The sequence below is a fragment of the Citrobacter amalonaticus genome (assembly GCF_037053465.1).
Classification (GTDB): domain Bacteria; phylum Pseudomonadota; class Gammaproteobacteria; order Enterobacterales; family Enterobacteriaceae; genus Citrobacter_A; species Citrobacter_A amalonaticus_H.
Map to the genome: position 1 here is coordinate 451,302 of NZ_JBALIF010000002.1, position 26,014 is coordinate 477,315.

24 protein-coding genes are annotated in these 26,014 nt (G+C 55.4%); 11 read left to right on the forward strand and 13 right to left on the reverse strand.

Going from position 1 to position 26,014, the window contains the following annotated elements; genetic code table 11:
* Positions 1 to 148: 148 nt before the first annotated feature.
* Genes entH through entC form a run of 5 tightly spaced genes read right to left on the reverse strand, consistent with a single transcriptional unit; the run spans position 149 to position 4,983 of the window.
* Positions 149 to 562, reverse strand: coding sequence for a proofreading thioesterase EntH (entH, locus tag WB371_RS04980; RefSeq protein ID WP_336218987.1), 414 nt, complete (start codon positions 560 to 562; stop codon positions 149 to 151).
* 2 nt (positions 563 to 564) lie between these two features.
* Positions 565 to 1,320, reverse strand: a complete 756-nt coding sequence (gene entA, locus WB371_RS04985) for a 2,3-dihydro-2,3-dihydroxybenzoate dehydrogenase EntA (RefSeq protein WP_336218988.1) — start codon at positions 1,318 to 1,320, stop codon at positions 565 to 567.
* A complete protein-coding gene (locus WB371_RS04990; protein WP_336218989.1) occupies positions 1,317 to 2,177 on the reverse strand; it encodes an isochorismatase in 861 nt (286 codons plus the stop codon). The genes entA and WB371_RS04990 overlap by 4 nt, the downstream gene beginning before the upstream one ends.
* A 13-nt stretch (positions 2,178 to 2,190) precedes the next feature.
* Entirely contained in the window at positions 2,191 to 3,798 is a 1,608-nt protein-coding gene (gene entE / locus WB371_RS04995) for a (2,3-dihydroxybenzoyl)adenylate synthase EntE (protein WP_336219098.1), read from the reverse strand.
* Between the two features lie 9 nt (positions 3,799 to 3,807).
* The gene (gene entC / locus WB371_RS05000; RefSeq protein WP_336218990.1) at positions 3,808 to 4,983 is read right to left on the reverse strand and encodes an isochorismate synthase EntC; all 1,176 of its coding nucleotides are present in this window, start codon (positions 4,981 to 4,983) and stop codon (positions 3,808 to 3,810) included.
* Positions 4,984 to 5,166: 183 nt separating this feature from the next.
* On the opposite strand from entC, the gene fepB reads away from it, so the two are divergent.
* Positions 5,167 to 6,114, forward strand: coding sequence for a Fe2+-enterobactin ABC transporter substrate-binding protein (gene fepB / locus WB371_RS05005; protein ID WP_336218991.1), 948 nt, complete (start codon positions 5,167 to 5,169; stop codon positions 6,112 to 6,114).
* A gap of 45 nt (positions 6,115 to 6,159) precedes the next feature.
* On the opposite strand, the gene entS is transcribed toward fepB, so the two are convergent.
* Positions 6,160 to 7,398, reverse strand: coding sequence for an enterobactin transporter EntS (entS, locus tag WB371_RS05010; protein ID WP_336218992.1), 1,239 nt, complete (start codon positions 7,396 to 7,398; stop codon positions 6,160 to 6,162).
* A 112-nt stretch (positions 7,399 to 7,510) separates the two neighbouring features.
* Here entS and fepD point away from each other — a divergent pair, with 112 nt between their 5' ends.
* From fepD to fepC, 3 genes are read left to right on the forward strand one after another with little or no spacing between them, the layout of a single operon-like run.
* On the forward strand, positions 7,511 to 8,515 hold the full coding sequence (gene fepD, locus WB371_RS05015; protein ID WP_336218993.1) for a Fe(3+)-siderophore ABC transporter permease: 1,005 nt from the start codon (positions 7,511 to 7,513) through the stop codon (positions 8,513 to 8,515).
* Entirely contained in the window at positions 8,512 to 9,504 is a 993-nt protein-coding gene (gene fepG / locus WB371_RS05020; protein ID WP_336218994.1) for an iron-enterobactin ABC transporter permease, read from the forward strand. The genes fepD and fepG overlap by 4 nt, the downstream gene beginning before the upstream one ends.
* On the forward strand, positions 9,501 to 10,295 hold the full coding sequence (gene fepC / locus WB371_RS05025) for an iron-enterobactin ABC transporter ATP-binding protein (RefSeq protein ID WP_336218995.1): 795 nt from the start codon (positions 9,501 to 9,503) through the stop codon (positions 10,293 to 10,295). The genes fepG and fepC overlap by 4 nt, the downstream gene beginning before the upstream one ends.
* 38 nt (positions 10,296 to 10,333) lie before the next feature.
* Here fepC and wzz(fepE) read toward each other — a convergent pair whose 3' ends face one another.
* The 4 genes from wzz(fepE) to fes all read right to left on the reverse strand — a co-directional run bounded on the left by wzz(fepE) (position 10,334) and on the right by fes (position 17,053).
* The gene (wzz(fepE), locus tag WB371_RS05030; RefSeq protein ID WP_336218996.1) at positions 10,334 to 11,470 is read right to left on the reverse strand and encodes an LPS O-antigen length regulator Wzz(fepE); all 1,137 of its coding nucleotides are present in this window, start codon (positions 11,468 to 11,470) and stop codon (positions 10,334 to 10,336) included.
* Positions 11,471 to 11,726: 256 nt separating this feature from the next.
* Positions 11,727 to 15,608: an enterobactin non-ribosomal peptide synthetase EntF gene (entF, locus tag WB371_RS05035; RefSeq protein ID WP_336218997.1), complete on the reverse strand. Its 3,882-nt coding sequence runs from the start codon at positions 15,606 to 15,608 to the stop codon at positions 11,727 to 11,729.
* On the reverse strand, positions 15,605 to 15,823 hold the full coding sequence (locus WB371_RS05040; protein WP_336218998.1) for an MbtH family protein: 219 nt from the start codon (positions 15,821 to 15,823) through the stop codon (positions 15,605 to 15,607). Before WB371_RS05040 ends, entF begins: the two co-directional genes overlap by 4 nt.
* Before the next feature lie 30 nt (positions 15,824 to 15,853).
* Positions 15,854 to 17,053: an enterochelin esterase gene (fes, locus tag WB371_RS05045; protein WP_336218999.1), complete on the reverse strand. Its 1,200-nt coding sequence runs from the start codon at positions 17,051 to 17,053 to the stop codon at positions 15,854 to 15,856.
* Between the two features lie 237 nt (positions 17,054 to 17,290).
* Between fes and WB371_RS05050 the strand changes: the two genes are divergently transcribed.
* Both WB371_RS05050 and entD read left to right on the forward strand, forming a co-directional pair.
* Entirely contained in the window at positions 17,291 to 19,564 is a 2,274-nt protein-coding gene (locus tag WB371_RS05050) for a TonB-dependent siderophore receptor (protein WP_336219000.1), read from the forward strand.
* Between the two features lie 43 nt (positions 19,565 to 19,607).
* Complete coding sequence (gene entD / locus WB371_RS05055) at positions 19,608 to 20,273, forward strand: enterobactin synthase subunit EntD (RefSeq protein ID WP_336219001.1); 666 nt, start codon at positions 19,608 to 19,610, stop codon at positions 20,271 to 20,273.
* A gap of 34 nt (positions 20,274 to 20,307) precedes the next feature.
* On the opposite strand, the gene WB371_RS05060 is transcribed toward entD, so the two are convergent.
* On the reverse strand, positions 20,308 to 21,012 hold the full coding sequence (locus tag WB371_RS05060) for a GNAT family protein (RefSeq protein WP_336219002.1): 705 nt from the start codon (positions 21,010 to 21,012) through the stop codon (positions 20,308 to 20,310).
* 140 nt (positions 21,013 to 21,152) lie between these two features.
* Here WB371_RS05060 and WB371_RS05065 point away from each other — a divergent pair, with 140 nt between their 5' ends.
* Both WB371_RS05065 and WB371_RS05070 read left to right on the forward strand, forming a co-directional pair.
* The gene (locus tag WB371_RS05065) at positions 21,153 to 22,268 is read left to right on the forward strand and encodes a YbdK family carboxylate-amine ligase (RefSeq protein WP_336219003.1); all 1,116 of its coding nucleotides are present in this window, start codon (positions 21,153 to 21,155) and stop codon (positions 22,266 to 22,268) included.
* A 69-nt stretch (positions 22,269 to 22,337) separates the two neighbouring features.
* Positions 22,338 to 22,586, forward strand: coding sequence for a DUF1158 domain-containing protein (locus tag WB371_RS05070; RefSeq protein WP_336219004.1), 249 nt, complete (start codon positions 22,338 to 22,340; stop codon positions 22,584 to 22,586).
* 34 nt (positions 22,587 to 22,620) lie between these two features.
* Here WB371_RS05070 and WB371_RS05075 read toward each other — a convergent pair whose 3' ends face one another.
* Together WB371_RS05075 and WB371_RS05080 are read right to left on the reverse strand one after the other, a co-directional pair.
* Positions 22,621 to 22,962 (reverse strand): RamA family antibiotic efflux transcriptional regulator, encoded by a 342-nt coding sequence (locus WB371_RS05075; RefSeq protein ID WP_043001487.1) that lies wholly within the window; start codon positions 22,960 to 22,962, stop codon positions 22,621 to 22,623.
* The gene (locus tag WB371_RS05080) at positions 22,959 to 24,092 is read right to left on the reverse strand and encodes an MBL fold metallo-hydrolase (RefSeq protein WP_336219005.1); all 1,134 of its coding nucleotides are present in this window, start codon (positions 24,090 to 24,092) and stop codon (positions 22,959 to 22,961) included. Before WB371_RS05080 ends, WB371_RS05075 begins: the two co-directional genes overlap by 4 nt.
* A 191-nt stretch (positions 24,093 to 24,283) precedes the next feature.
* On the opposite strand from WB371_RS05080, the gene WB371_RS05085 reads away from it, so the two are divergent.
* The 3 genes from WB371_RS05085 to nfsB all read left to right on the forward strand — a co-directional run bounded on the left by WB371_RS05085 (position 24,284) and on the right by nfsB (position 25,985).
* Positions 24,284 to 24,865: a TetR/AcrR family transcriptional regulator gene (locus tag WB371_RS05085; protein ID WP_336219006.1), complete on the forward strand. Its 582-nt coding sequence runs from the start codon at positions 24,284 to 24,286 to the stop codon at positions 24,863 to 24,865.
* Positions 24,865 to 25,233, forward strand: a complete 369-nt coding sequence (locus tag WB371_RS05090) for an MmcQ/YjbR family DNA-binding protein (RefSeq protein WP_336219007.1) — start codon at positions 24,865 to 24,867, stop codon at positions 25,231 to 25,233. Before WB371_RS05085 ends, WB371_RS05090 begins: the two co-directional genes overlap by 1 nt.
* A 98-nt stretch (positions 25,234 to 25,331) precedes the next feature.
* Positions 25,332 to 25,985 carry an oxygen-insensitive NAD(P)H nitroreductase gene (gene nfsB / locus WB371_RS05095; protein ID WP_336219008.1) on the forward strand — a complete coding sequence of 218 codons (654 nt, stop codon included), beginning with the start codon at positions 25,332 to 25,334 and terminating at the stop codon, positions 25,983 to 25,985.
* Positions 25,986 to 26,014: the final 29 nt, after the last annotated feature.

Genomic DNA, 26,014 nt, shown 5'->3' on the forward strand with positions numbered 1-26,014 from the left:
GTTACATTTTGTTTCTATAACATCTTTTCTGGTTTTAACAACCTGACAACCCAATAAACCTGAAGTATCACTGATATTTTACATTGCATTGTTAACTGGATCACTTCGTTCACCAGTTAACGCAGCAATCTCATGAAATTACGCGAGCTTAGCCCAGGACCGCCGTTCCCAGCCGACAGGTGCAGCAACGTCGTCCTTGCGCGTCGAATACCACGATTTCCCAGCTCTGGCTCTGGCGACCAAGATGCAGCGGCTGACATACACCGCGCACGTTGCCCTGCGATACCGCGCGGTGATGGGTGGCGTTCAGTTCCGTTCCCACCACACACTCTCCGTCACGCGTCATCAGATACCCCGCCATCGACCCTAATGTTTCTGCCAGTGCGGCTGATGCGCCCCCATGCAGCAGGCCAAACGGTTGATATGTGCGGGTATCTACCGGCATTTCCGCTTCCAGCACGTCGTCACCGAGTCGCGTGTAGATAATGCCGAGATGCGCGACCATCGTGTTCTGGCTGGTTGCGTTCAGTTCGTCGAGCGTTAAATGACGTCTCCAGATCATCGTTATGCTCCCAGCGTGGAGCCACCGTCCACCACGATATCCTGCAGCGTGATGTGACTTGCCAGATCGGAGGCCAGGAACAGAATGGTGTTGGCAACCTCCTGCGGTCTGGCAATTTTGCCCAGCGGAATCCCCAGTTTGAACTGCTCAGCAAAGCCACGAATGCGCAGTTGCTCGGCATCCTCGCTGACCCATAGCGTTCGCTGCATGTCCGTGTCCGTTGAACCCGGCGACACCACGTTACAACGCACGCCGCTTCCCGCCAGTTCCAGTCCCACGGTCAGCGCCAGACTTTTCAGTGCGGCTTTCGATGCGCCATAAGCACTCATACCAATGCGTGGCGTATGCGCGGCGTCAGACGCGACGGTGACTATCGCCCCACCGCGCTGATGGCGAAACTGCGCCATGGTCTGCTGAAACAGATTGAACGCACCGCCTGCGTTGACGGCAAACGTCTGCTGCCAGTCGTTCAGAGTGAGCACATCCGTTGCGCCCATGCGCAAAATCCCGGCAGCGTTCACCAGCACATCCAGCCGCTCGGTCCGGGCCAGTAAACGCTGACACACGGCGGCTACCTGCCCGACGTCCGCCACATCCATCACTTCCGTAGTAAACGGATAATTCGGCTGCGCAAACTCGCAATCGAATCCGATGACCTGCGCACCGGCCTCAACAAACGCCAGCGCCGTTGTGTAACCAATTCCTTTACCCGCACCGGTCACCCACACCGTTTTCCCGCGAAAATCGAATCCGGTCATTCGCGCACCTCACGGGAGAGCAGCGCCCACCAGGCATCTATCGTCGGGTTTTTCGCCAGCATCACAAAATCAATGTCGCCGTGGACTTTTCGCCAACGCGCCGCCAGCGCCATCATCCGCACCGAATCCAGACCGTAGTCGATCAGATTCTCGCCATCCATCGGCTCATCAGACTCATCGAGCAGCGGTAAAATCACTGCACGCAATTCCTCTTTACTTACAGGTATCGGCGCGGGCAGGAGTTCCCGGGTCATCACTACGCGGCCCGCTCGTCCTGCAACGTATTTCAGCGACATGAGGTGTTCTTCACGGCTGAAATCCGCCAGCGCATCCGCCACCATAAACGGTTTAATATCCCGCATGAAAGCGTCCGTTGCCGTGGTCATACAACCGATGTGGGCATATACCCCCGTGATAATCAGTTGATTACGTCCCGCTTGTTTCAACATTTGTTCCAGCGGTGAGCGATGAAAGGCACTGTAGCGCCACTTCACCAGCACGTTATCGGCTTCATCCGGCGTCAGCGCCGCAACCACTTTTTGCTGCTCTGGTGAGCGCGTCAGCCCAGGGCCCCACATGTCGTTAAGCAGGGCGCGATCTTCGTCACTCTGATCCTTCGGTTGCGCGGTGTAATAGACCGGAATGTTGTGCGCTTTGCAGTAACGGCGCAGCGCGGCGATGTTGGCGATCACCTGTTCCATCATTGGGCAGTTTTCGCCCCAGAAGCTGACAAAATAGTCCTGCATGTCGTGGATCAACAGCGCAGCACGCTCCGGATCGAAAGTCCAGTTCACCTTGTTGACCGGAATATCGAGCGCGGTTGGCAGTGCGTAAGCCTGCAGTTTAGGAATTGCCATTGCGTATTCTCCTTCAGGCCGGACGTGTTGCCAGCCACTGACGTAATTGTTTTTTATCAACTTTCCCGACCGGCGTCAGAGGCAATGCCTCAACGTTTTCAACACGGTCAGGTAATTTGAATTCCGCCACGCCCTGCTCACGCAGAAAGCGGCGTACCTGTACTGCGCGCAGCGGTTCTTTCACCACCAGACAGGCGCAGCTTTTCTCCCCCATCAGCTCATCTTCTATGCTGACCAGCGCCGCATGTATTACCGCCGGATGGCGCAGTAACAGGTTTTCAATTTCTTCCGCAGCGATCTTCTCGCCACCGCGGTTGATCTGATCTTTTTCACGCCCCTGTACGGTGATATAGCCATCCGGATCGATAGAGATCAGATCGCCAGAACAGTAAAAACCGTTAGCGTCAAAAGCACTGGCGTTATGTTGAGGACTTTTGTAGTAGCCGCGAAACGTGTATGGGCCGCGCGTCATCAGACGCCCGGTTTGCCCTGGCGGTAACGGATTGCCATCGGCATCTGCCACCCACACTTCGTCATCCGGGCACATCGGACGCCCCTGGGTATTGATGATGCGCTCCGGCGTGTCGTCGAGACGGGTGTAGTTCACTAACCCTTCGGCCATACCGAAAACCTGCTGTAACTGACAGCCGATTTCTGCCGGAATACGTGCAGCCAGCGAAGCGGACAGGCGCGCTCCACCAACCTGCAACAATCTGAGCGACGCCAGTTGCGCGTTGCTCCCCCACTCGCTTATCGCCTGTAGCCACAGGCTGACCGCAGGCGGCACCAGCGCCGTTACGTTAATCTGATGTTTTTCAATCAGCGGGAAGCACAGCGTGGCGCTCGGATCATCGGCCAGCACGACGGTTCCACCGGCAAGAAACACGCCCAGCGAACCGGGTGAGCTCATGGCGTAGTTATGGGCGGCAGGGATCGCGCACAAAAAACGGGTCCCGGCAGTAAAGTGACAAATTTCATTACTGCGACGCACGCTGTAGTAATAATCGTTATGGGTGCGTGGGATCAGTTTCGGCGTACCGGTGGTACCGCCGGAGAGCTGGAAGTAAGCGACTTCATCGGCAGGCGACGGGGTGGCGACAAACGCTTCTGCCGGTTGGCTAATCGCCTTTTGCAGGCCGTGTTCACCCTGGTCATTGCGTAAATGCACCACGCGAACCGAATTGTGTTGCGCGATAAAGGTGCTGAGGAAATCATCGTTGGCAAACAGCGCATGCTGGCGATCGGCAATTAACAGCGCAGGCTCGATTTGCTTCGCGTAGGCGGTCAGTTCGGTACGCTGATGACTGAACAGCGCCAGAACAGGCACGACGCCAAGCTTCAGCAGGGCAAAGAAGGTGATATATAACTCAGCCACATTGCCCAACTGTACCAGCGCGGTTTCCCCGGGTTTAATCCCCTGACGGCTGAGCGCGCAGGCAAGATTGTCTGCCGCCTGATTCAGTTCACGATAGCTCAGTTGGCGCTCCCCCTCGATCACCGCTATCCGGTCGTTTTCGGCATGGCGGGTCAGAATGTCCGTCAACGGAAGATCCTGCCAGTACCCTTTTTCTCGATAGCGACGGGCAAATTCGTCTGGCCATCGGGTGAAAGGAATGCTCATCATCGCTCCTTAATGCAGTCCAAAAACGTTCAACATGGTTGAGAATTTGACGCCGGTTTCGCGCCATTCCCCCACTGGCGAAGAGGCCGGGACAATACCTGCCCCCGCAAACAGGCGTACCTGATTTTTATGTAGCTTCGCGCAACGGATGGTCACCACCCACTCGCCGTTACCTTCGGCGTCACACCAGCCCACAATGCCGCCGAACAGCTCACGGTCAAACGGTTCCAGTTCGGCAATCCACTTTTTCGCCGCCTGATGGGGGAAGCCGCTCAGGGCAGGTGTCGGGTGCAACAGACAGGCCAGCGTCAGGGCGTTTTCCCCGGCATTCGCTTTGCCTTCAAACGGCGTGCCGAGATGCCAGAGCGTGGGAGTGGTGATGAGTTGCGGAGAAGTCGGCAGTTGAAGATCGCGACTGCGATCGCGCAGCACGGTTTTCATCGCCTGCGTGACCAGTTCATGCTCATGGCGATCTTTCTCCGACGCCAGCAGACGATTTCCCGCCTCCCTATCCAGCACGTCATCAGGTTGACGACGCGCGGAACCGGCCAGTGGTAGCGAACTGAAATGTTCCCCCTCTTTACGTAGCAGCAGTTCCGGACTCGCTCCGAGCAGAACGCCCCCCTCATTCAGCGGGACATGGAAGTTGTAACTAAATGGATTTTGCGCCACCAGACGTTCCAGCAGCGCCCCACTATCGATCTCGACGTCGGTAGTAATATCAATCAGTCGCGACAGCACCACTTTGTCAACTTCTGGCGTTGCCGTTAGCGCAGCGGCGCGTGCAACCATCGCTTCAAACGTCTCCTGCTCAGGGATTGCCCTGCGCGCTATGACGTTCAATGCCTGATGGTCGGTAAAGTAACGCGAAGAATGCTGTTTTTCCTGACGAGAAAACGTTTCGCAGCGTCGGGGAATAAACAGTGACGATGGCTGTCGGGTGTCAAATGGAATGGCGCCAACTATCACCGGATTGGCAATGCCCTGTGATTTGGCATCAGCAAACAGCTTGTGTAATTTTTGTTGGAAGGGACTGTCTGGCGAATCACCGTTAACGGCAGGTTCATTAAAGCGGGCGAAGCATCCTGACGTCGTAAAGCTACGATACGGCGACATAAAGAAAAAGCGATGGGGTGCAAGTGTTGCCATGGTCTGTTGAACTTCCTCGGCCAAAGACGTATCCATATCATCCTCCAAAATGATAAAGTTTTTAATAATGATTATCATTTATATTTTCGGACGCTAACCTAAAAGCAAACAGGCAACATGTCAACTCTTGTGGTCACACAAAGTGCGACTAACGCTTGCATCCTCTCTTCTTAATAATGAAAATGAGAAGCATTAATAACTCACCACAGGAACTGCTTTGTGAGATTGCCTTCCCTCTCCGGCCTGATTGTTACGCTTTTCGTTTTCGGATTCTCCTCAGCCCACGCCGCTGACTGGCCGCGCCAGGTGACGGATGTTCGCGGTACCCACACGCTGGAACACAGGCCTGAACGCATCGTCTCCACCAGCGTTACACTTACCGGGTCGTTACTGGCAATTGATGCTCCTGTCGTTGCCAGCGGTGCGACCACGCCAAACAACCGCGTGGCTGACGATCAGGGATTCTTACGTCAATGGAGCGACGTGGCAAAAGCACGCAAACTGACCCGCCTTTATATCGGTGAACCGAGCGCGGAAGCCGTGGCAGCGCAAATGCCCGATCTTATTCTGATTAGCGCGACCGGCGGTGATTCCGCGCTGGCGCTCTACGATCAGCTTTCCACGATTGCCCCCACGCTCATCATCAATTACGACGATAAAAGCTGGCAGGCGCTGCTAACGCAACTGGGCGACATTACCGGCCAGGAAAAGCAAGCGGCTGCGCGTATTGTCGAGTTCGATAAGCAGTTAGCCACCGTTAAGCAGCAGTTGACGTTACCCCCCCAGCCCGTCAGCGCGCTGGTTTACACCGCCGCTGCTCACAGTGCGAACCTGTGGACGCCGGAGTCTGCACAAGGAAAAATGCTGGAGCAACTGGGGTTCACGCTGGCTACATTGCCTGCAGGGTTGCAGGCCAGCCAGAGTCAGGGCAAACGCCACGATATTATTCAACTTGGCGGTGAGAATCTGGCTGCCGGTCTGAACGGTGAAGCACTCTTCCTGTTTGCCGGTGATGAGAAAGACGAACAGGCGATTTACGCTAACCCACTGCTGGCGCATTTGTCTGCGGTGCAAAACAAGCAGGTCTACGCCCTCGGAACCGAATCATTCCGACTGGATTATTACAGCGCAATGCGAGTGCTTGAGCGTCTTTCTACGCTGTTTTAATCATCCATGCCGGTGGGACTTGCGCCCTGCCCGGCCAGCCTTACGTTATAGCGGTTCCGGCGGTGTCTGCCGGAATCGACGTAACTCCCCCAGTAATAACAGCAACAACAGCCCTGCAATCACCAGACCAAATCCGCTGACGCTCGCCGAGGCTACGGGTGTCATTATTGCCCCGAGCCCGCCTAATAGCGCCGCGCCAATGGCGTCGCCGGTCACATTTTGCGCCGTCCACAGACCATTGATGCGCCCTAACATATTTTCCGGCGTCTGGGTTTGTAGCATCGTGTATTGCAGTAAGGAACTGACTGCGCTTAGCCAGCCAAACAGCGCCAGGAACAGGATACCCAGTCCCCAGACAGGCATCAGCGCGAACAGACCAATCGCCAGAAACGATCCGACGGTCGATACCAGCATGATTAACCCCGGACGCACGCTGTGCGCCAGTTGCCCGCTGGTCAGCGCCCCCACCGCAGCGCCAAGCGGAATGGCGGCATACAACAAGCCAATCTGCGCCGCCGACATCTGCCAGTTAATTGCCAGCGCCGGATAAAGTACTCGCACCGCGCTTGCCATCGTCAACAAACCGCCGAGCAATGCAATGCCGCCGATCAGCGGACTGGCGAGCAGAAAACGAAACGCCGCCAGGAGTGACGTCAACGGGTGTTCACGCGGCTGTGGAGGTGGCGGTAACATGGGCAGACTCAGCAGCGGCAGTAAGGTGATAAAGGTTCCTGCCGCGGCCAGGCCGTAGTTCCACGCCACGCCGCCCGTGGCAAGCAATAGCCCGCCGAGCATAGGGGAAATCACTGAGCCCAGACGCACGGTTAGCATGGTGATCGCTCCAGCCTGCATCAGATTTTCACGCCCGACCAGCGCGGGAGTCGCCGCCAGTAACGCCGTCACGCCGAGCGAAGCAAAAAAGCCATCCCACACTCCCAGCAGATAAATCGCCATCAGCGAGGGGGCTGGCAACATGGCATTCAGACACAGACCGATGAAGCCCATACCGCAGGTACTGCGCGCCAGTAGAATCACTTTTTTGCGTTCATAGCGATCGGCCAGAACACCGCCCACCATCAGTCCGACAAACATCGCGCTACCGGTCAGAGTCACCGAGAGGCCCACCTGCCAGGTGGAATGCGTCATCATCTGAATCTGAACGGGCACCGCAACACCGAGCAGACCGAGCGAGACTATTGAGATAAAACGGGCAAGAAAGACGGCACGAAACGCCGGGTGTGTTTTAAGCAAACTGAGATTAAGCAGCCAGGATTGTCGATTCATTACAACGCCTTAATGCGATCTTTTTTTCATTATCCATTCAATGGCTGCACATGCTAACATAACAAAATAAGATCGATAACGATAATTAATATCATTATCAGGGAAGTTGAGTATGTCATGTTCTGTTTCCGTGACGCGTGCCATTGCCGTGCCCGGATTGTTGTTATTACTGATTATCGCCACGGCATTAAGTTTGACCATCGGTGCAAAGCCGCTACCGGCGTCAGTGGTTCTGGAAGCGCTGTCTGGTAACTGTCAAAGCGCCGATTGCACCATTGTGCTGGATGCCCGTCTGCCGCGAACGCTCGCAGGACTGCTGGCCGGAGGTGCGCTGGGGCTTGCGGGCGCGTTAATGCAAACGCTAACTCGTAATCCGTTGGCCGATCCGGGACTGCTTGGCGTGAATGCCGGGGCCAGTTTCGCCATCGTTCTGGGCGCAGCGCTGTTTGGCTTTTCCACTCCGCAGGAACAACTGATGATGGCCTTTATCGGCGCTCTGGTAGCCTCACTGGTTGTCGCATTTACGGGCAGCCAGGGTGGAGGTCAACTGAGTCCGGTGCGTCTGACGCTCGCAGGCGTCGCACTCGCCGCAGTTCTGGAAGGTCTCACCAGCGGGATCGCCCTGTTAAATCCGGATGTCTACGACAAGCTTCGTTTCTGGCAGGCAGGTTCACTGGATATCCGGACGCTGCAAACCCTTAAAGTTGTGATTGTTCCGGTGCTGATTGCCGGAGCCACCGCCCTGATGCTCAGCCGCGCGCTGAACAGTCTGAGTCTCGGCAGCGATACCGCCACAGCGCTTGGCAGTAAAGTCGCGCGTACACAGCTCATCGGCCTGTTCGTCATCACCGTCTTATGTGGTTGCGCTACGGCGGTTGTCGGACCGATTGCTTTTATCGGTCTGATGATGCCGCATATGTCGCGCTGGCTGGTAGGCGCCGATCACCGCTGGGCGCTTCCTGTTACCTTGCTCGCAACCCCTGCTCTGCTGCTTTTTGCCGATATCATCGGGCGCCTGATTGTTCCCGGTGAACTGCGCGTGTCGGTGGTGAGCGCGTTTATTGGCGCGCCAGTGCTGATCTTTTTGGTTCGTCGCCGTCCGCGAGGTGCCGCATGATGCACATATCGCGTCGACTGCTCATCAGTTGTCTGTTGCTGACGTTGGGTTGCCTTATCTTCGGGCTCTGGGGATTACGTAGCGGCGCGGTGACGCTGGAGTTCCCACAAATTTTCGCCGCCTTAGCAGGGGATGCGCCGCGAAGCATGACGATGGTGGTGACCGAATGGCGTCTGCCACGCGTATTGATGGCGTTACTGATCGGTGCCGCGCTTGGCGTCAGTGGGGCCATTTTTCAGTCGCTGATGCGTAACCCGCTCGGTAGCCCGGACGTAATGGGGTTTAATACCGGAGCCTGGAGCGGCGTGCTGGTCGCAATGGTGCTGTTTGGACAACATCTGACGGCCATCGCGATGGCGGCCATGATCGGCGGCATTCTGACATCACTGGTGGTCTGGCTGCTTGCATGGCGCAACGGTATCGAAACTTTTCGTCTGATTATCATCGGTATCGGCGTGCGCGCCATGCTGGTCGCGTTTAATACCTGGCTATTGCTGAAGGCGTCACTGGAAACCGCGCTCAGCGCGGGATTGTGGAACGCCGGATCGCTGAACGGCCTGACCTGGGCGAAAACCTGGCCTTCCGCGCCGATCATTATCCTGATGCTTATCGGGGCCGGGCTGCTGGTGCGCCGCATGCGCCTGCTGGAGATGGGCGATGACAGCGCCTGCGCGCTGGGGGTCAGCGTGGAGCGCTCACGGCTCGCGATGATGCTGGTCGCCGTTGTGTTAACCGCCGCCGCCACTGCGCTGGCGGGTCCTATTTCCTTTATTGCGCTCGTCGCGCCGCATATCGCCCGCCGTCTGAGTGGCACTGCACGCTGGGGATTGACCCAGGCCGCACTCTGCGGCGCGCTGCTACTGCTGGTCGCCGACCTGTGCGCACAGCAACTGCTCATGCCTTACCAGCTTCCGGTGGGTGTGGTCACCGTCAGCCTCGGCGGTATCTACCTTATCGCCTTGTTAATTCAGGAGTCCCGCAAAAAATGACCGAATCAGTAGCCCGTTTGCGTGGCGACCAGTTAACGCTGGGTTATGGAAAATTTACTGTAGCCGAAGATCTGAATGTCTCCATTCCCGACGGCCATTTCACCGCGATTATTGGGCCAAACGGCTGCGGGAAGTCGACGCTGTTGCGCACGCTGAGCCGTCTTATGACGCCAGCACACGGTCACGTCTGGCTGGATGGCGAACCGATACATCGCTACCCCAGTAAAGAGGTCGCCCGCCGAATCGGCCTGCTGGCGCAAAACGCCACCACTCCGGGGGATATTACGGTGCAAGAGCTGGTGGCGCGTGGACGCTATCCTCATCAACCGCTGTTTACTCGCTGGCGTAAAGAGGATGAAGAGGCTGTGACGCAGGCGATGCATGCTACCGGCATTACGCATCTGGCGGGTCAAAGTGTGGACACGCTTTCCGGCGGTCAACGTCAACGGGCATGGATAGCTATGGTTCTGGCCCAGGAAACATCAATCATGCTGCTTGATGAACCGACCACCTGGCTGGATATCAGCCATCAAATCGATCTGCTGGAGTTGCTGAGTGACCTGAACCGCGAGAAGGGCTACACCCTCGCCGCCGTACTGCATGACCTTAATCAGGCCTGCCGTTATGCCACCCATTTGATTGCACTGCGTGAAGGAAAAATTGTCGCCGAGGGTTCGCCAAAGGCCATCGTCACGGCAGAATTAATTGAAAAAATCTACGGGTTACGTTGCACGATTATCGACGATCCGGTGGCGGGCACACCGCTGATTGTACCGCTCGGTCGCCGTTGAATCACAGCCGGAGAGCCCTCCCTCCGGCGCACGCGCAATCAGACCAGGCGTTCTTCCATCGCAATGGCTTCGTCCATTTTGCGGGACGCCATCGCATGACGGAACAATACGCCTGCACAGGAGACTAGCCCACCCAGAAATGCCGCCAGCACAACGACTATCATTTTACCCGGCCCCTCTTTGCTCACTGGAAATGAAGGCGCGAGCTGATATTTGAACGGTGAGAAGTTCACATCGCTGATATTTACCGACTCCAGTTTTTCAACATAGAACTGACGATTTCTTATTTCGGCGTTCAGCTCCGCAACATCTGTCACTGACTTTTCTATTTCCAGCTTGCGCCGAATGCCATCGGCCCCCAGTGAAATAGAGAAATCAGGATCGTCTTTTACGGCCTGGCCGTTACTGTAAACCGGCTTCTTAATCCCTGCGGCATTGGCAATTTCCAGCGAGTAGTTGAGGCGCTGAATATTCGCATTCAATTGGTTCCTCAGTTTTACCTGGTCAAATTCCAGCCGCTCTGTCTCATAACGGGTTTTGAATTCCAGCGTATTGCGGATATTTTCCAGCGACTCTTTCACTACCCGATCAGAGATAAACTGGATATAACCAGCCAATACCTGTTGCGCTTCTTCTTTTGTCGGCGCAGTAAAACTCAATGACCATGAAGTATACAGCGGCGTGCCATTTTTCTGCGTCGCATTACGATCTACGGCTTTCATTTTGTCGCTCAATGCAACAATCGCCCGATGCAAATCCAACTCATCAATGTTGGCACCCTTTAGCTGATCCATCACATAAGGTGATGATCGCAAATACTCTTCCAGCAGTGAAAGCGACTGAAACTTTTTAATAAAAAGATTGAAGACGCTGTCACGATCAAGACCTACATCAAGATCCAACACACGTAACGTCGTCATCGTTCTTTCCAGTTCCTGCCACTGAAGAGGTTCTGCAGGTGTCACGACAGCCTCACTGGTCCATTTCTGTGGCAACAGAAAAGAGATCAAAAGACCGATAAACGCAAACGCGAATACCCCAGCAATAATGCGATTCTTTGCCTTCCATAAAACATCAATCAGGTTTAACAAATCGATTTCATTACTCTGGGCCGTGTGCAACGGATAGCCAGGAAATTCCGAATTTTTATCGTACTTAACGTTGAGTGACGGCATGCTGTGTATCCTGCAGCAGATTTCAAGGAGAGTAGTCCTAAGAATATCCTAACAGAACTACAGAATAATCTGAAACACTCATTCCCCTCTAACACATTAATAATACTGAATTCGGAATTTAGCTCTCTTATAGGAATCTTCTGAACAGTGCGAAAAATCAGGTGATGATATAAACCCCTCCGCAACAATGAATGTTGCTTTTTGTTACGGAGGGTTACATGCGGCATGCTGAATTATTCATCAGCAATCATGAAGGTTAATTAAGCAGACGGGCGATAATTGGCCCTATATTCTCAAATGCCGCTGGCGAAATAATATCAACATGGGCGCAATCCTGACGGTAAATATCCAGATCGTTAATCCACGGTGCCCAGCTACGCTCCGGGTTAACGCCTTCTGGCAACGTTCGCTCAGCCACAAACAACGTCGCGCGTCCATCAAAAGGAACGCTATGCGCAGTTGTCAGTAGGCGAACGGCATCCGCATAATTCCCTTCAATCGTGCTAAACAATTCGCCAGAGGCGTTCCCCTGCTGCGCAGCCAAAAACGCTTCCCGCTCGCGGTCAATTTCCGCCAGTACTTCTGGATCCAGACCGTTGGCCTGTTTCTCTGACCAGTGTTGCGTCTCCGGCGGCCAGGTATCCAGAAGTCCGAGGAACGCGACCGATTCTCCCCGTGTCCGCAGACGTGCGGCGATACCATGCGCGAGGGTGCCGCCAAGAGAATATCCCAGCAGATAATAGGGCCCGTGCGGTTGCTGTTCCAACAACGTCGCCAGATGCCGTTCGCACACCGCGTCCAGATTTTCAGCCGTTTGCATCGGACCCTGTGGACGCGGAGACTGTATGCCCATAATTGTCCAGCGAGCATCAAGATAGCGTGACAGCACGCTGAACTGCCAGGCAAAACCCGACGCCGGATGGAAACAAAACAGCGTCGGGCCGTCGCTTTTACGCAGCGGTAACAGCGTTTCAAATCCCAGTCGCTGGGCTTGTGCATCATCATCCGTCTCCAGCAGGTCAGCCAGTTGTCCTACCGTAGAGGCCACCATTACCTGGCCTGGCGTCACCTGACGGTCGCAAGACCGGCTCAATTGTGCAGCCAGTTTCATTGCCAGCAATGAATGACCGCCCAGCGCAAAGAAATCGGCCTCAATGTCGTTGATCTCACAACCCAGGAGTTCACTGAACGCTTTCGCCACTATCGTTTCGCTGCCCGGCAAAGGAGCCCGGCCTTTGGCGCGCTGCGTCAGTTCAGGCATGGGCAGGGCCTTACGATCCAGTTTCCCGTTAGCGCTGAGCGGCAGTTGCGCCAGTTGCAGCAACACCACCGGCACCATATGTGGCGGGAGTTTTTCGCGAAGTCTCGCCTGTAGCGCGGGGATATCCAGCGGAAGTCCTGACTGCGAAACCAGATAGCCAACCAGCTGGCGAGCATCGCCGCCTGTAACCGCCGCCTGATTAAACACACAGGCGTGAACCACCGCCTGCTCAACATCCGGCAGGGCTTGCATCACGCGATCGATCTCACCCAATTCAATACGCTGACCGCGGATCTTAAGCTGAAAATCACTGCGCCCAAGATACTCCACCGCGCCATTTTCCAGCCAGCGCGCAACGTCGCCAGTACGGTACATGCGCTCACCGGGTACAAACGGATCGGCGATAAAACGGCTCGCCGTCAAATCCGGCCTGCCAAGGTAACCCTGCGCAAGTTGGATCCCCGTCAGATAGAGATCCCCCGCCACGCCGACCGGAACCGGGCGCATCATGGCATCGAGGATCCGCAGCCCGGTATTCCAGACCGGAAAACCAATCGGCACGCTGCTACCGCTGACCCTTGCCAGTTCATTCCCCCAGGCCGGATACCAGCTCACGTCTACCGCTGCCTCCGTTGGGCCATACAGGTTATGCAGTGGGGCGTGCGTAAGTTGCTCCCATTCACGGCATAAATCGGCAGGCAGTGCCTCACCGCTGCAAAATACCTGTGTGAGCGTGGCGCAGTTTTCGCGGGCGCTCTCCGGGGTGAGAGATGCCACAAACGCCGCCAGCATCGATGGCACAAAATGCGTGGTCGTCACCCCGTAGTGAGCAAAAAACCGCTGCATGGCCAACGGATCGCGATGCGCTTCGGGTTCAGCCATTACCAGCTTTGCCCCTGCAATAAACGGCCAGAAAAACTCCCACACGGAAACGTCAAAGCTGCACGGTGTTTTTTGCGCCACCACATCCTTCGCCGTCAAAACGTACTGGTTTTGCATCCACAGCAGACGGTTAACGATGGCGGTTTGCCCGACCATGACCCCTTTGGGTCTGCCCGTTGAACCGGAGGTAAAGATGATGTAAGCGGTATGCTGCGGTTGCGAAAGATTAAGCGGCGCGTCATCCCGCGTCGCCAGCGGTGCGCTATAACACAGGCTTTCCAGTCCAGGGATATCGCTGAAACGCGGGCGCTGTTCCGCCGTGGTGATGAGCAGCGTCGGCTGCGCGTCCTCCAGCATCATCCGCAGGCGATCGTCCGGATATCCGGTGTCTAACGGTAGCCAGGCCGCTCCGGCCTCCACAATGCCGTGCAGCGCCAGCGTCAGAAAGACGGAGCGCGGCAGCGCCACCGCCACACTATCCCCCGGTTGCACGCCGTGTTCACGAAGCACATGGGCCAGCGCCACCACCTGCTCACGCATTTCACGGTAGCTGAACTGATAGCGAGCATCCACCAGCGCGGTCGCATCCGGGGTTTTTCTGGCTTGTTCTGCCACCAGCGCACTCAGCGTAGTGGACGGGATTTCAACCGCTGTCGCATTGATCTGTTCAATTTGTTGATATTCAGCCGGCAGCAGCATATCGGCGTCACCACAACGCAGCGCCGGGTTTACGGCAAACTGTTCGATGAGCGCCATCAGACGCGACGCATGCTGGCGGAGCGTTGCTTCGTCGTAACGTTGCTGGTTGGCGAGAAGCTCAACGCTCAGACCGCCCTCTTCATCAGGGAACAGCGCCAGCTCCAGATCGTTAACCGGTCCTGTTGCCAGCGTATGGGTTTGTGCCACAACGCCAGGCATGTCCAGTTGATAATCGAAGACTTTGATATTGAATACCGGGCCAAACAGCAGCTCTTCCCCGGCCGCACGCCCGCTGTCACGGACGATTTGCTCGGCATCATAACGCTGGTGGCGACGCATTATCTTAAGCTGAGCGGAGAGCCGTTTCGCCAGCGTCGCCAGATTTTCTGAGGCATCAATACGGACCGCCAGCGGTAAGACATTGAGCACAGGTCCGGTGGCGGTCAGCGCCGCCGATCCCATGCGTCGCATAAAGATAAATCCGGCCGCATATTCCATTCGGTTACACAGTCGCCCCAGCCAGAGCGCCACCAGCGCCAGTGCCAGATCGGTGCGCTGCACATCCGGCAGTTGTGCCGTCAGTTGGCGAAATGCGCCTTCCGGAGCATTCAGCTTCATACGTAAAATGGCGGATGTCGCCGTGCGTCCAGGCAACGCTGCCTGCGAAAGCGACGCGGGCGGCGGTAGTTGTTTACGCAGTTCAGCCCAGAACGCGCCGTCTCGCTGCCAGGCCTCACTTTGACGATAGCGCTGATACTCTTCCACTACGTCTGAAAACGGCGAAAACGGGGACGCTGGCGTCATCTCTCCCCGACGCCAGGCACTGTAAATCGCGGTAATCTGGCGGGTAATGGCGGGAAAACTGAAGCCATCCACCAGCAAATGATGATAGCGCTGATACCAGTACCAGTGATTCTCGCCAATCTGTATGAAATGGTGATGCGCCAACGGCTTGCCACCGTCGACACGTAAGTTTTGCGCCAGATCGGCCTGCATCAGCGCCAGCGCCGCGTTATGCGGATCTGCCACGGCGCGTAAATCGGTTATTGGCGGTTGTGCAAAGGTGAGAGTTTCATCCACCCACTGCCAGACATCGCCGTTATCTTCGGTAAAGCGCATCCGTAACGTGTCGACCTGTTGCATACCTGTGACCACGGCGCGCGCCAGCAGCGGCGCATCCAGTTCACCCGTTAATTCCACATAATGAGCCACGCTCCAGGCAGAAGGTAACGAAGTGAGTTTTTCCGCCATCCAGATACCGGGTTGCGCGGCGACAAGGGGTAAACGCTGGCTCATTTCACCTCCTGCGTTGCGGCAAAATGGCCGGGAGTTAACGTGGCCCAGTGACGTTCCAGCCAGTGCTGACAATTCTCCTGAGACTGAGGCGCACACACAACCTGCCAGCCCGCTGGCAATGCACACTGCTGCGGCCAGAGGCTAAACTGCTGCTGTGAATTTTGCAGAATGTAGAACTGTCCCTGCGGGTTATCGAAGGGATTACTGAATTCCATACTCAACTCCTGTCGTGGAAAATCGCGCTGTCAGCGAAGCGGTTCCCAGAGGTCAATCAGCCCCTGCATAAGTCCGCCGCGCCAGCAGAGCGCATCATGTCCGCCGTCAACCTGACGCCAGAAAACCGACTGCTGTGTCGCGTGTAGTTGTGTGTAAAGCGCCTGATTAGCGCGCAAGATAACAGGCTCCCGGACGCCCGCTTCCAGCACGATCCGCAGCCCGTTTGCCGTCACGCTGCCGGATTTAAGTTGTTCAATAATCAGTCCATCCTGCTGACCGCCACGATGGGGCCACCAGTACGAGCCGGACTGACTCAGCACACAGCCAAAACGTTCAGGCCAGTTCAGCCCGGCGAACAGCGATGACAGCCCGCCAAAACTCTGGCCCGCAACCAACGTGCGCTCAGGACGATCGCTAAACGGCGCAACAGCGCGTACCTGCGGCAATAATTCTTCCTGGACCGCCAACCAGAAATCGGCATTACAGGGAAGTTCGTGGTTACGGTTTGCGGTATCGATCGCATCAATGAGCAGGTACACCGCCGGAGGGAGTTGGCCGCGCTGCGTAAGCGAAGTCAGCGCAGGCCAGACGGGTAAACTCTCCGCCCAGAATTCTCCGTCGAGAAGAATGGCCAACGGCCGTTCATCCGCTTTAGCGTCACCAGTGGTAAAGACCCATACCCGACGCGTATTGCCCAGACGTGCGCTGTGCCAATGCAGAACCCCTGGCGGTGTCGTAGGGCGTTGCGGATTGTCCCAACCCGGCTGAACCGGTGCCTGTGGCATTTCCAGCGCTGAAACACCGTGCCCGCGTCCACCTTGCCAGCTTACCGGGTTTAGCGGATCGGCAATGGCTTGCGGTAGCAGTTGCCGCCACCCTTCGCGTAACGCGGCGTGATCGGGAGCATCGCCCTGCTCCAGCCCGGCAAAAACGTCTTCTCGATCTGAAGGAATAAAACAGTAGCTGCCGCGCCAGTTTGCGCTTAATGACGTCTGCCACTGCCAGACATCCGTTCCGGCAATGCGCAGCATTGTCTGCGGCCTGGCGTTCTGATGATGGTCAGTGACGCCGGTGATATACACCCAGACGCGCTGAATCGCTGAGTAACATTCACTGCCCTGTGGGTCACGCCACCAGAAGGTTACCCGGTAATTTCCATCTGCTTCACGCGCCCACTCAGGGCCCTTTTTTGACTGCCACCAGGACTCACTGCCTACCGTCACCGTCATAACCCCATGTTTATTGTGAATATTTCCACTGATTAATGAAATATATTGATAATATTATTGATAACTATTTGCATTTGCAATAGCGTATTGTCGCGCTGTGGGAAGCGCGAACAGATATTCACCAACCGCTCTGTGGGGTTTTCAGGAATGGAGAGTTTTCGCAGCGGCGGGCGACATCGGACCCAATGCAGAACGCAGGTATTTGGGACTCGTGGCTAAAGAAAAGCAGGAAATACAATGAACAACAAGATTCATTCTCTGGCCTTACTGGTCAATTTAGGGATTTACGGGGTTGCGCTGCCTGCTATGGCAGAAGAGACAACCGATAGCACTGCCGCCTCTCATGAAGATACCATCGTGGTCACCGCCGCCCAGCAGAACTTGCAGGCACCAGGCGTATCGACAATCACTGCGGACGAAATTCGTAAAAATCCGCCCGCTCGCGATGTCGCTGAAATCATCCGTACCATGCCCGGCGTGAACCTGACCGGGAACTCAACCAGCGGCCAGCGCGGGAATAACCGTCAGATTGACATCCGCGGAATGGGCCCCGAAAACACCCTCATCCTGATTGACGGCAAGCCGGTAACCAGCCGTAACTCTGTGCGGCTCGGCTGGCGCGGCGAGCGTGATACCCGTGGTGATACGTCGTGGGTGCCGCCGGAAATGATCGAACGCATCGAAGTCCTGCGGGGCCCTGCCGCAGCGCGTTACGGTAACGGCGCCGCCGGTGGTGTTGTCAATATCATCACCAAAAAAGGCAGCAACGAGTGGCACGGTTCGTGGAACACCTATTTCAACGCGCCAGAGCACAAAGATGAAGGCGCGACCAAACGCACTAACTTTAGCCTGAACGGCCCTCTGGGCGGAGAGTTCAGCTTCCGCCTGTTTGGTAACCTGGATAAAACCCAGGCCGATGCGCGTGATATCAACCAGGGCCATCAGTCAGAGCGTACCGGCAGCTATGCAGACACGTTGCCCGCCGGCCGTGAAGGCGTCATCAATAAAGACATTAACGGCGTGGTGCGCTGGGACTTCGCGCCGATGCAATCCCTCGAACTGGAAGCGGGTTACAGCCGCCAGGGTAACCTCTACGCCGGAGACACACAGAACACGAACACCAACCAACTGGTAAAAGACAATTACGGCAAAGAGACTAACCGCCTCTACCGTCAAAACTACGCCCTGACCTGGAATGGCGGCTGGGATAACGGTGTCACCACCACTAACTGGGTGCAGTACGAACATACCCGTAATTCCCGCACACCAGAAGGCCTGGCGGGCGGCACTGAAGGGATCTTCGATCCGAAAGCGGGACAAAAATATGTCGATGCCGATCTGAACGACGTGACGCTGCACAGCGAAGTGAGCGTACCGTTCGATTGGCTGGTGAATCAGAACCTGACGCTGGGGACCGAATGGACCCAACAACGCATGAAAGATCAGCTCTCTAACTCCCAGACTTTCATGGGTGGCAACATTCCTGGCATCAGCAGCACGGACCGCAGCCCTTACTCAAAAGCGGAAATTTTCTCGCTGTTTGCGGAAAACAACATGGAGCTGACTGACAGCACCATGCTGACACCGGGCCTGCGTTTCGATCACCACAGCATCGTGGGTAACAACTGGAGTCCGTCACTCAACCTGTCACAAGGTCTGGGCGACGACTTCACCCTGAAAATGGGTATCGCCAGGGCGTATAAAGCGCCGAGCCTGTATCAAACCAACCCGAATTACATTCTGTACAGTAAAGGTCAGGGCTGTTACGCCACGGGAGCCTCAACGGGCATTGGCTGTTACATGATGGGTAACGATGACCTGAAAGCCGAAACCAGCATCAACAAAGAGATTGGCCTTGAGTTCAAACGTGACGGCTGGCTGGCGGGTGTCACCTGGTTCCGCAACGATTATCGTAACAAAATAGAAGCCGGTACCGCGCCACTGAGCCGCACATCAATTACCAGCGGGAAAACAACCACCTACACCGACATTTACCAGTGGGAAAACGTACCTAAAGCGGTGGTCGAAGGTCTGGAAGGGACGCTGAACGTACCGGTTAGCGATACTGTTAACTGGACGAACAACATTACCTATATGTTGCAGAGCAAAAATAAAGAGACCGGCGAACGCTTGTCGATTATTCCGGAGTACACGCTGAACTCAACGCTGAGCTGGCAGGTACATCAGGATGTCTCCCTGCAATCCACTTTTACCTGGTACGGCAAACAAGAGCCGAAGAAATACGATTACCAGGGTAAGCCGGTCACCGGTACGGATAAGCAGTCCATCAGCCCCTACAGTATTGTCGGTCTGAGCGCGACCTGGGACGTAACCAAAAACGTCAGTCTGACCGGCGGTGTGGACAACGTCTTTGACAAACGCCTGTGGCGTGAAGGGAATGCGCAAACTGTGAGTGACACCAAAACCGGTGCCTTCATGGCTGGCGCGGGCGCGTACACCTACAACGAACCAGGGCGTACGTGGTACCTGAGCGTCAATACGCACTTCTGAGGCGACAACCCCTCCCCTGCCCGGGGAGGGGGTTCATAACGCCATGAAATTCACTCATACCCCTCTGCGTTTTGCTGACCACACGCTGCATCTTGTCGCGTTTGAGCCAGACACTTTCCATGATCGCGATCTGCTGTGGCTGCCCCACCATGTCCAACTGGCGCATGCCGGGCGTAAACGTAAAGCCGAGCATCTGGCCGGGCGTATTGCCGCCGTTTATGCGTTACGTGAGGTGGGTCATAAGCAGGTGCCAGAAATCGGCGAACAGCGCCAGCCGTTATGGCCGGATGGGCTCTCTGGCAGTATCAGCCACAGCGCAACCACCGCACTGGCGGTGGTTTCCCGCCAGCCTGTAGGAATAGATATCGAAACGCTTTTTACGCCGCAGACGGCAATTGAAGTGTGTTCTTCTCTTGTCGATCAAGACGAAGAACAGATTCTTCGTGCCTGCGCGCTCCCCTTTCCTCTCGCCCTGACGCTGGCTTTTTCAGCCAAAGAGAGCGTATTTAAAGCACTGTCCAGATGGGCGCTTTCGCGGCCGGGATTTGCGAGCGCGAAAGTGACTGCACTGACGGCCACGCAGCTAACACTCCGCTTATTACCTGAATTTTCACCAAACTTCGCCCATCATGAAGTCAACGTTTTTTGGATGCGGCTGCAGGACGCGGTGATCACCTTGTTCCCGCCCCCCTGCACAGAGCAACGCTAAAAACATTCCGCCCTGTTTTCAGAGCGGAGAGTGCTTATTGCCCCTGGCACTGCGCCAGGGTTTTTATCTGCTGACCCTGCGCGTCAAAATTCTCCGGAGCTAACCAGCGCTGTAATGCACGGTCACACTCAGGCCACTCACCGTCAATCATCGACAGCCAGTCGCTGTCCCGATTACGTCCTTTGCGCACAATTTTCTGGCGAAAACGACCTTCAAAAACAAACCCTAACCGCTCAGCCGCCCGGCGCGAGGCAGCATTGAGAGAATCACATTTCCACTCCACGCGACGATAGCCTTGCGTAAACGCATACTGCAATAACAGCCAGATAGCCTCCGTACCCAGTACGGTATTTTTCATGCGCGGCGACCAGGTGACGTGCCCAATTTCCACCGAACCATGTTCACGTTCGATTGCCATATAGCAAACCAGCCCCACCGCACGATCAGAACGAATGTCGACTACCGCGAAAGGCACCAGCGTCTCATCGTTCGCTTTTCCGCAAAGCCAGTGGTGCGTGGCTTCCAGACTGTCCGGGCGATGGCTTGCCATCCACGTCCAGTCCCGCTCGTCACTGGCCTGCGCGTAAGCATCAAATAAATCCCCGGCATGACGATTCGGATCGAGCGGCTCAAGACGACACCAGCGACCATTAAGAACGACTCGCTCCAGCACAGACGCGCCATGCCAGTCCGGCAACGCATCCCCTACCGTCTGACCATATTCATTTATCTCTGGCACAGTTCACTCCTTACGCAACGGTAAATTCTGGTTATAGCAGTTCCTGATCCTGCATCAAAGCCTCGCTTTCAGATTTCCGTCCCCGCCGCGAATAGCCCTGTCGCTCTATACTGATGAGAAACCCAGGAGAAGCGAATATCATGCCACTACCCGATTTTCACGTTTCTGACCCGTACACCCTCGGCATTGAACTGGAAATGCAGGTGGTTACCCCGCCAAGCTATGACCTGAGCCAGGACTCTTCAACGCTGATTGCAGCGGTCAAAGACCAGGTGAGCGCCGGAGAGGTCAAGCACGACATCACTGAAAGTATGCTGGAGATAGCGACAGATGTTTGTCACAACATCGATCAGGCCGCCGCCCAGCTTTCCGCCATGCAACAGGTGATCCTTAAAGCCGCTGGCGAACACCACATTGAAATCTGCGGCGGCGGCACGCACCCGTTTCAGAAATGGCAGCGCCAGGAAGTGTGCGACAACCCGCGTTACCTGCGCACGCTGGAAAACTTTGGCTATCTCATTCAGCAGGCGACGGTATTCGGCCAGCATGTTCACATCGGCTGCGCCAGCGGTGACGACGCTATCTATCTGCTACACGGGCTCTCACGCTTTGTTCCGCACTTTATTGCCCTCTCTGCCGCTTCACCCTATATGCAGGGTTCCGACACCCGTTTTGCCTCATCGCGTCTGAATATTTTCTCTGGTTTTCCGGATAACGGCCCGATGCCGTGGGTCAGCAACTGGCAAGAGTTTGAAGGGTTGTTCCGACGTCTTAGCTATACGAGCATGATAGAAAGCATTAAAGATTTGCATTGGGATATCCGTCCTGGCCCGCATTTTGGCACCGTTGAAGTGCGCGTGATGGACACCCCGCTGACCCTCTCTCATGCCGTGAATATGGCCGGATTACTTCAGGCTACCGCCCACTGGCTGCTGACCGAACGTCCGTTCAAGCATCAGGAACGGGATTACTTGCTCTACAAATTCAATCGGTTTCAGGCCTGCCGCTTCGGGCTGGAAGGTATTCTGACCGACGTCCATACCGGTGAACATCGCACCATCTCAGATGACACGCTGCGCTTGCTGGAAAACGTGGCGCCGTCCGCGGATAAACTGGGCGCTGCCAGCGCCATCGAGGCCTTAATCCGACAGGTGAAAAACGGCGTAAACGAAGCGCAAACCATGCGTAATTTCGTTGCCGAAGGCGGTTCGTTAATCGGGCTGGTGAAAAAACATTGTGAGATCTGGGCAGGGTAAGCGGTACGGGGTTTGCGTTAGCAGAGAAGATCCCGGACAATGGCTTTTTAACTCAAGTTTAACAATGCCATGAAACACCCGCTTGAATCACTGATGACCATCGCCGGTATTCTGCTGATGGCTTTCCTCTCCTGTCTGCTGCTTCCGGCCCCCTCACTGGGACTGGTGCTGGCGAAAAAGCTGGTTGTGACCTTTCACTTAATGGATCTCAACCAGCTTTACACACTGCTGTTTTGTCTGTGGTTTCTGGCACTTGGCGCCATCGAATATTTTGTGATTCGCTACGTGTGGCGTCGCTGGTTTTCGCTGGCTCACTAAGGCGAGTGACCCCCGCCGCCGTTTTTTTTGAATTTCAGTGCGCCCGACTGTGGTTTTCTTTACGGTAAGCCCCCGGCGGCTGATTAAAGGTGCGGGTAAAAATGCGGGTAAAGGTTTGCTGGGAATCAAACCCGTAGCGCAGACAAATGTCATACACTTTTTCATCGGACTCGCGTAAATCACGCGCCGCGAGCAACAATTTGCGCTCGCGAATATAACGTCCCAAACTCTCCCCTTTGTACTGCAAAAACAGACGTTGCAGATGCCACTTGGAGTAACCCGCGTGGCGCGCAATATCGTCAATACGTAGCGGCTGATTCAAATTATCATCAATCCACTCGACAATCGTGTCGATAACCTGAGCAGAAATGGTCATTCGGAACTCCTCTCCTGCAAATTTGTCATCTGATCCCACCAGAGAGTGAACGGCTGCCCGGGATCGCCCAGCATCACCGGTTCCCCTTGCATTGGCGTGAGCAGACGGTACGTTTTATTTCGGCTGGCGAGCGCCAGTCGTTTGTAGGGATCATCCCAGGTATGCTTTGCCAGCACGAAGCGTCCGGCATGGCCGGGTAAGACAGCTTTGGCTCGCAAATCCACAGCGGCCTGAGCGGTCTCTTCGGGCATCATATGGACGTACTTCCAGTCCTGGTCATATTGACCGTTCTCCATAATGGCGAAATCGATACTGCCGAACTGCTCCCCAATCGCCCTGAAATGCGGGCCATAACCTGAGTCACCGCTGTAATAAATTTTTTGTTCAGGCGTTTCGAACAAAAAACTGGCCCATAGCGTCTGATTACGCTTGATGCCACGACCGGAAAAATGCCGCGCGGGCAGAATGTGAATCAGTAAGGTATCGTCAATCCTGACGGACTGGTTCCAGTCGCGCTCTTCGATGATATCGCCACGCATTCCCCAGTAGCGCAGATGCGAACCAACGCCCAGCGGCGTGAGCACACGCTTTATCTTCGGCATCAGCCCAAGAATCGTGGCGTAATCCAGGTGGTCGTAGTGATCGTGCGAAATGATCAGCAGATCAATGTCCGGCATGGCCTCCGGCGTCCAGGGATACGGCCCCGCGAAGGCTTTGTTAAGGAACGAGAAGGGTGCGGCATAGTGACTGAACACCGGGTCGATCAGAATGCGTTTGCCACCCAGTTGCAGATACCACGAGGAGTGCCCCAGCCAAATCAGGGTTTCCTGTTCAATCGGCAGACGGGCAAGATCGGTCGCTACCTGAGGCAGCGGCTGGGCTGGACGCGCATTTTCACGCTTCGCCACCAAAAACGTCCACCATGCCGCGAGCATACTTTTATTTCCGGTGAAGCCTGGCGTGGGCAACTGATTATGAAACTGCCCGTCCCGATAGTTCGCAGATTGTTCTACCTGACTAAGCTGTGCGCCCTGCGGCGCCTGGCCGAAACCCGCGTTCAGGACGAATGGTAACGTTGCTGCACTGGCAATGAGCATAATAACAACCACACAAACTGTGAGACGCTTCATATCCTGACCTGAAAACACGCCCCTGTCCGATGGTTTGCGCGACTGACTCTTGATTATGAGTGAGTAAGCACTCATTATAGAAACCGAACATTTCACGTCAAGATGATTTTCAATCTTTGACATTCACCGTTGCGGCGCTGCAAGGGCCGTGTTTCAATCACATTTTTAGACAAACTTAAGGGTAAAGTGTAGTGGCTCGTCCGAAGAGTGAAGACAAAAAACAGGCATTACTGGAAGCCGCCACCACGGCAATCGCGCAATCCGGGATCGCGGCCTCCACCGCAGTGATTGCCCGCAATGCAGGTGTCGCCGAAGGAACTTTATTTCGCTATTTCGCGACGAAAGACGAGTTAATCAACGAACTTTACCTTTATCTCAAACAGAATCTTTGCCAGTCGATGATTGCCAGGCTCGATCGTTCGGTCACTGACGCCAAAGCGCTGACTTTCTACATCTGGAGCAGCTACATTTACTGGGGAATCAACAACACCCAGGGTCACCGCGCCATTCGCCAGTTAGCGGTCAGCGAAAAAATCACTAAAGAAACGGAACAAAAAGCCGACGATCTGTTTCCGGAACTGCGCGATCTTTGCCACCGTTCAGTGCTGCCGGTCTTTATGTCCGATGAATATCGTGCTTTCGGCGACGCACTGTTTCTGACGCTGGCGGAAACGACAATGGAATTTGCCACCCGCGAACCGGAGCGTGCCAGTGAATTTATCTCTCTGGGCTTTGAAGCCATGTGGCGCGCCCTCACCCGCGAGGAAATCTGATGGACCAACAAACGCTGCGCAATTGCGCACAGCGCCTGGCGCTGGCGTTTCCGTTTACCGAACACTGCTGGCCGTTTGGCCCGGAGTACGACGTTTTCAAAGTCGGCGGCAAGATCTTTATGATTGTCACTGAACTGAACCGCCGCACGGTGATCAACCTGAAGGCAAATCCTGAAAAATCGCTGTTAAATCAGCAGATTTATCCCAGCATCACCCCCGGCTATCACATGAACAAAAAGCACTGGATTTCCGTCGCCCCCGGCGATGACATCAACGAGTCGTTGCTGGAAGAACTGGTGAACGAGTCCTGGCATTTAGTGGTCGATGGCCTGCCCAAACGCGATCAGAAACGGATCCGCCCCGTTTGATTAGTCGTGAATGACGATAACTGTTTTCGTCTTTTTACGCTTATCATCGTCCAGAGAACCTTGTACCCTGCGAATATCAAAACCAATCGGGAGTAGTTATGGATATCGTTTCAGTTGCCTTAAAACGTCACTCGACTAAGGCATTCGACCCAAATAAAAAACTGACCGCTGAAGAAGCTGAAAAAATCAAAACGCTGCTGCAATACAGCCCGTCCAGCACCAACTCTCAGCCGTGGCACTTTATTGTCGCCAGCACCGCACAAGGCAAAGCGCGTGTCGCAAAATCCGCCGCCGGTAACTACGTCTTCAACGAGCGCAAAATGCTTGATGCCTCGCATGTGGTGGTGTTCTGCGCCAAAACAGCAATGGATGACGCATGGCTTGAACGCGTGGTCGATCAGGAAGAAGCTGATGGGCGTTTTGCCAATGCGGAGGCGAAAGCCGCCAACCACAAAGGCCGGACTTTCTTTGCCGACATGCACCGTAAGGATTTGAAAGATGACGCGCACTGGATGGCAAAGCAGGTCTATCTGAACGTCGGTAACTTCCTGTTAGGCGTAGGCGCGATGGGCCTGGACGCGGTGCCTATCGAAGGTTTCGACGCCGCCATTCTGGATGCCGAATTTGGTCTGAAAGAAAAAGGCTTTACCAGCGTAGTGGTGGTTCCGGTTGGGCATCACAGCGTGGAAGATTTCAACGCGTCTCTGCCAAAATCTCGCCTGCCGCTGGAAACCACGCTCACCGAAGTGTAATTACCCCGCAATTTGCATAATTTTCCCTC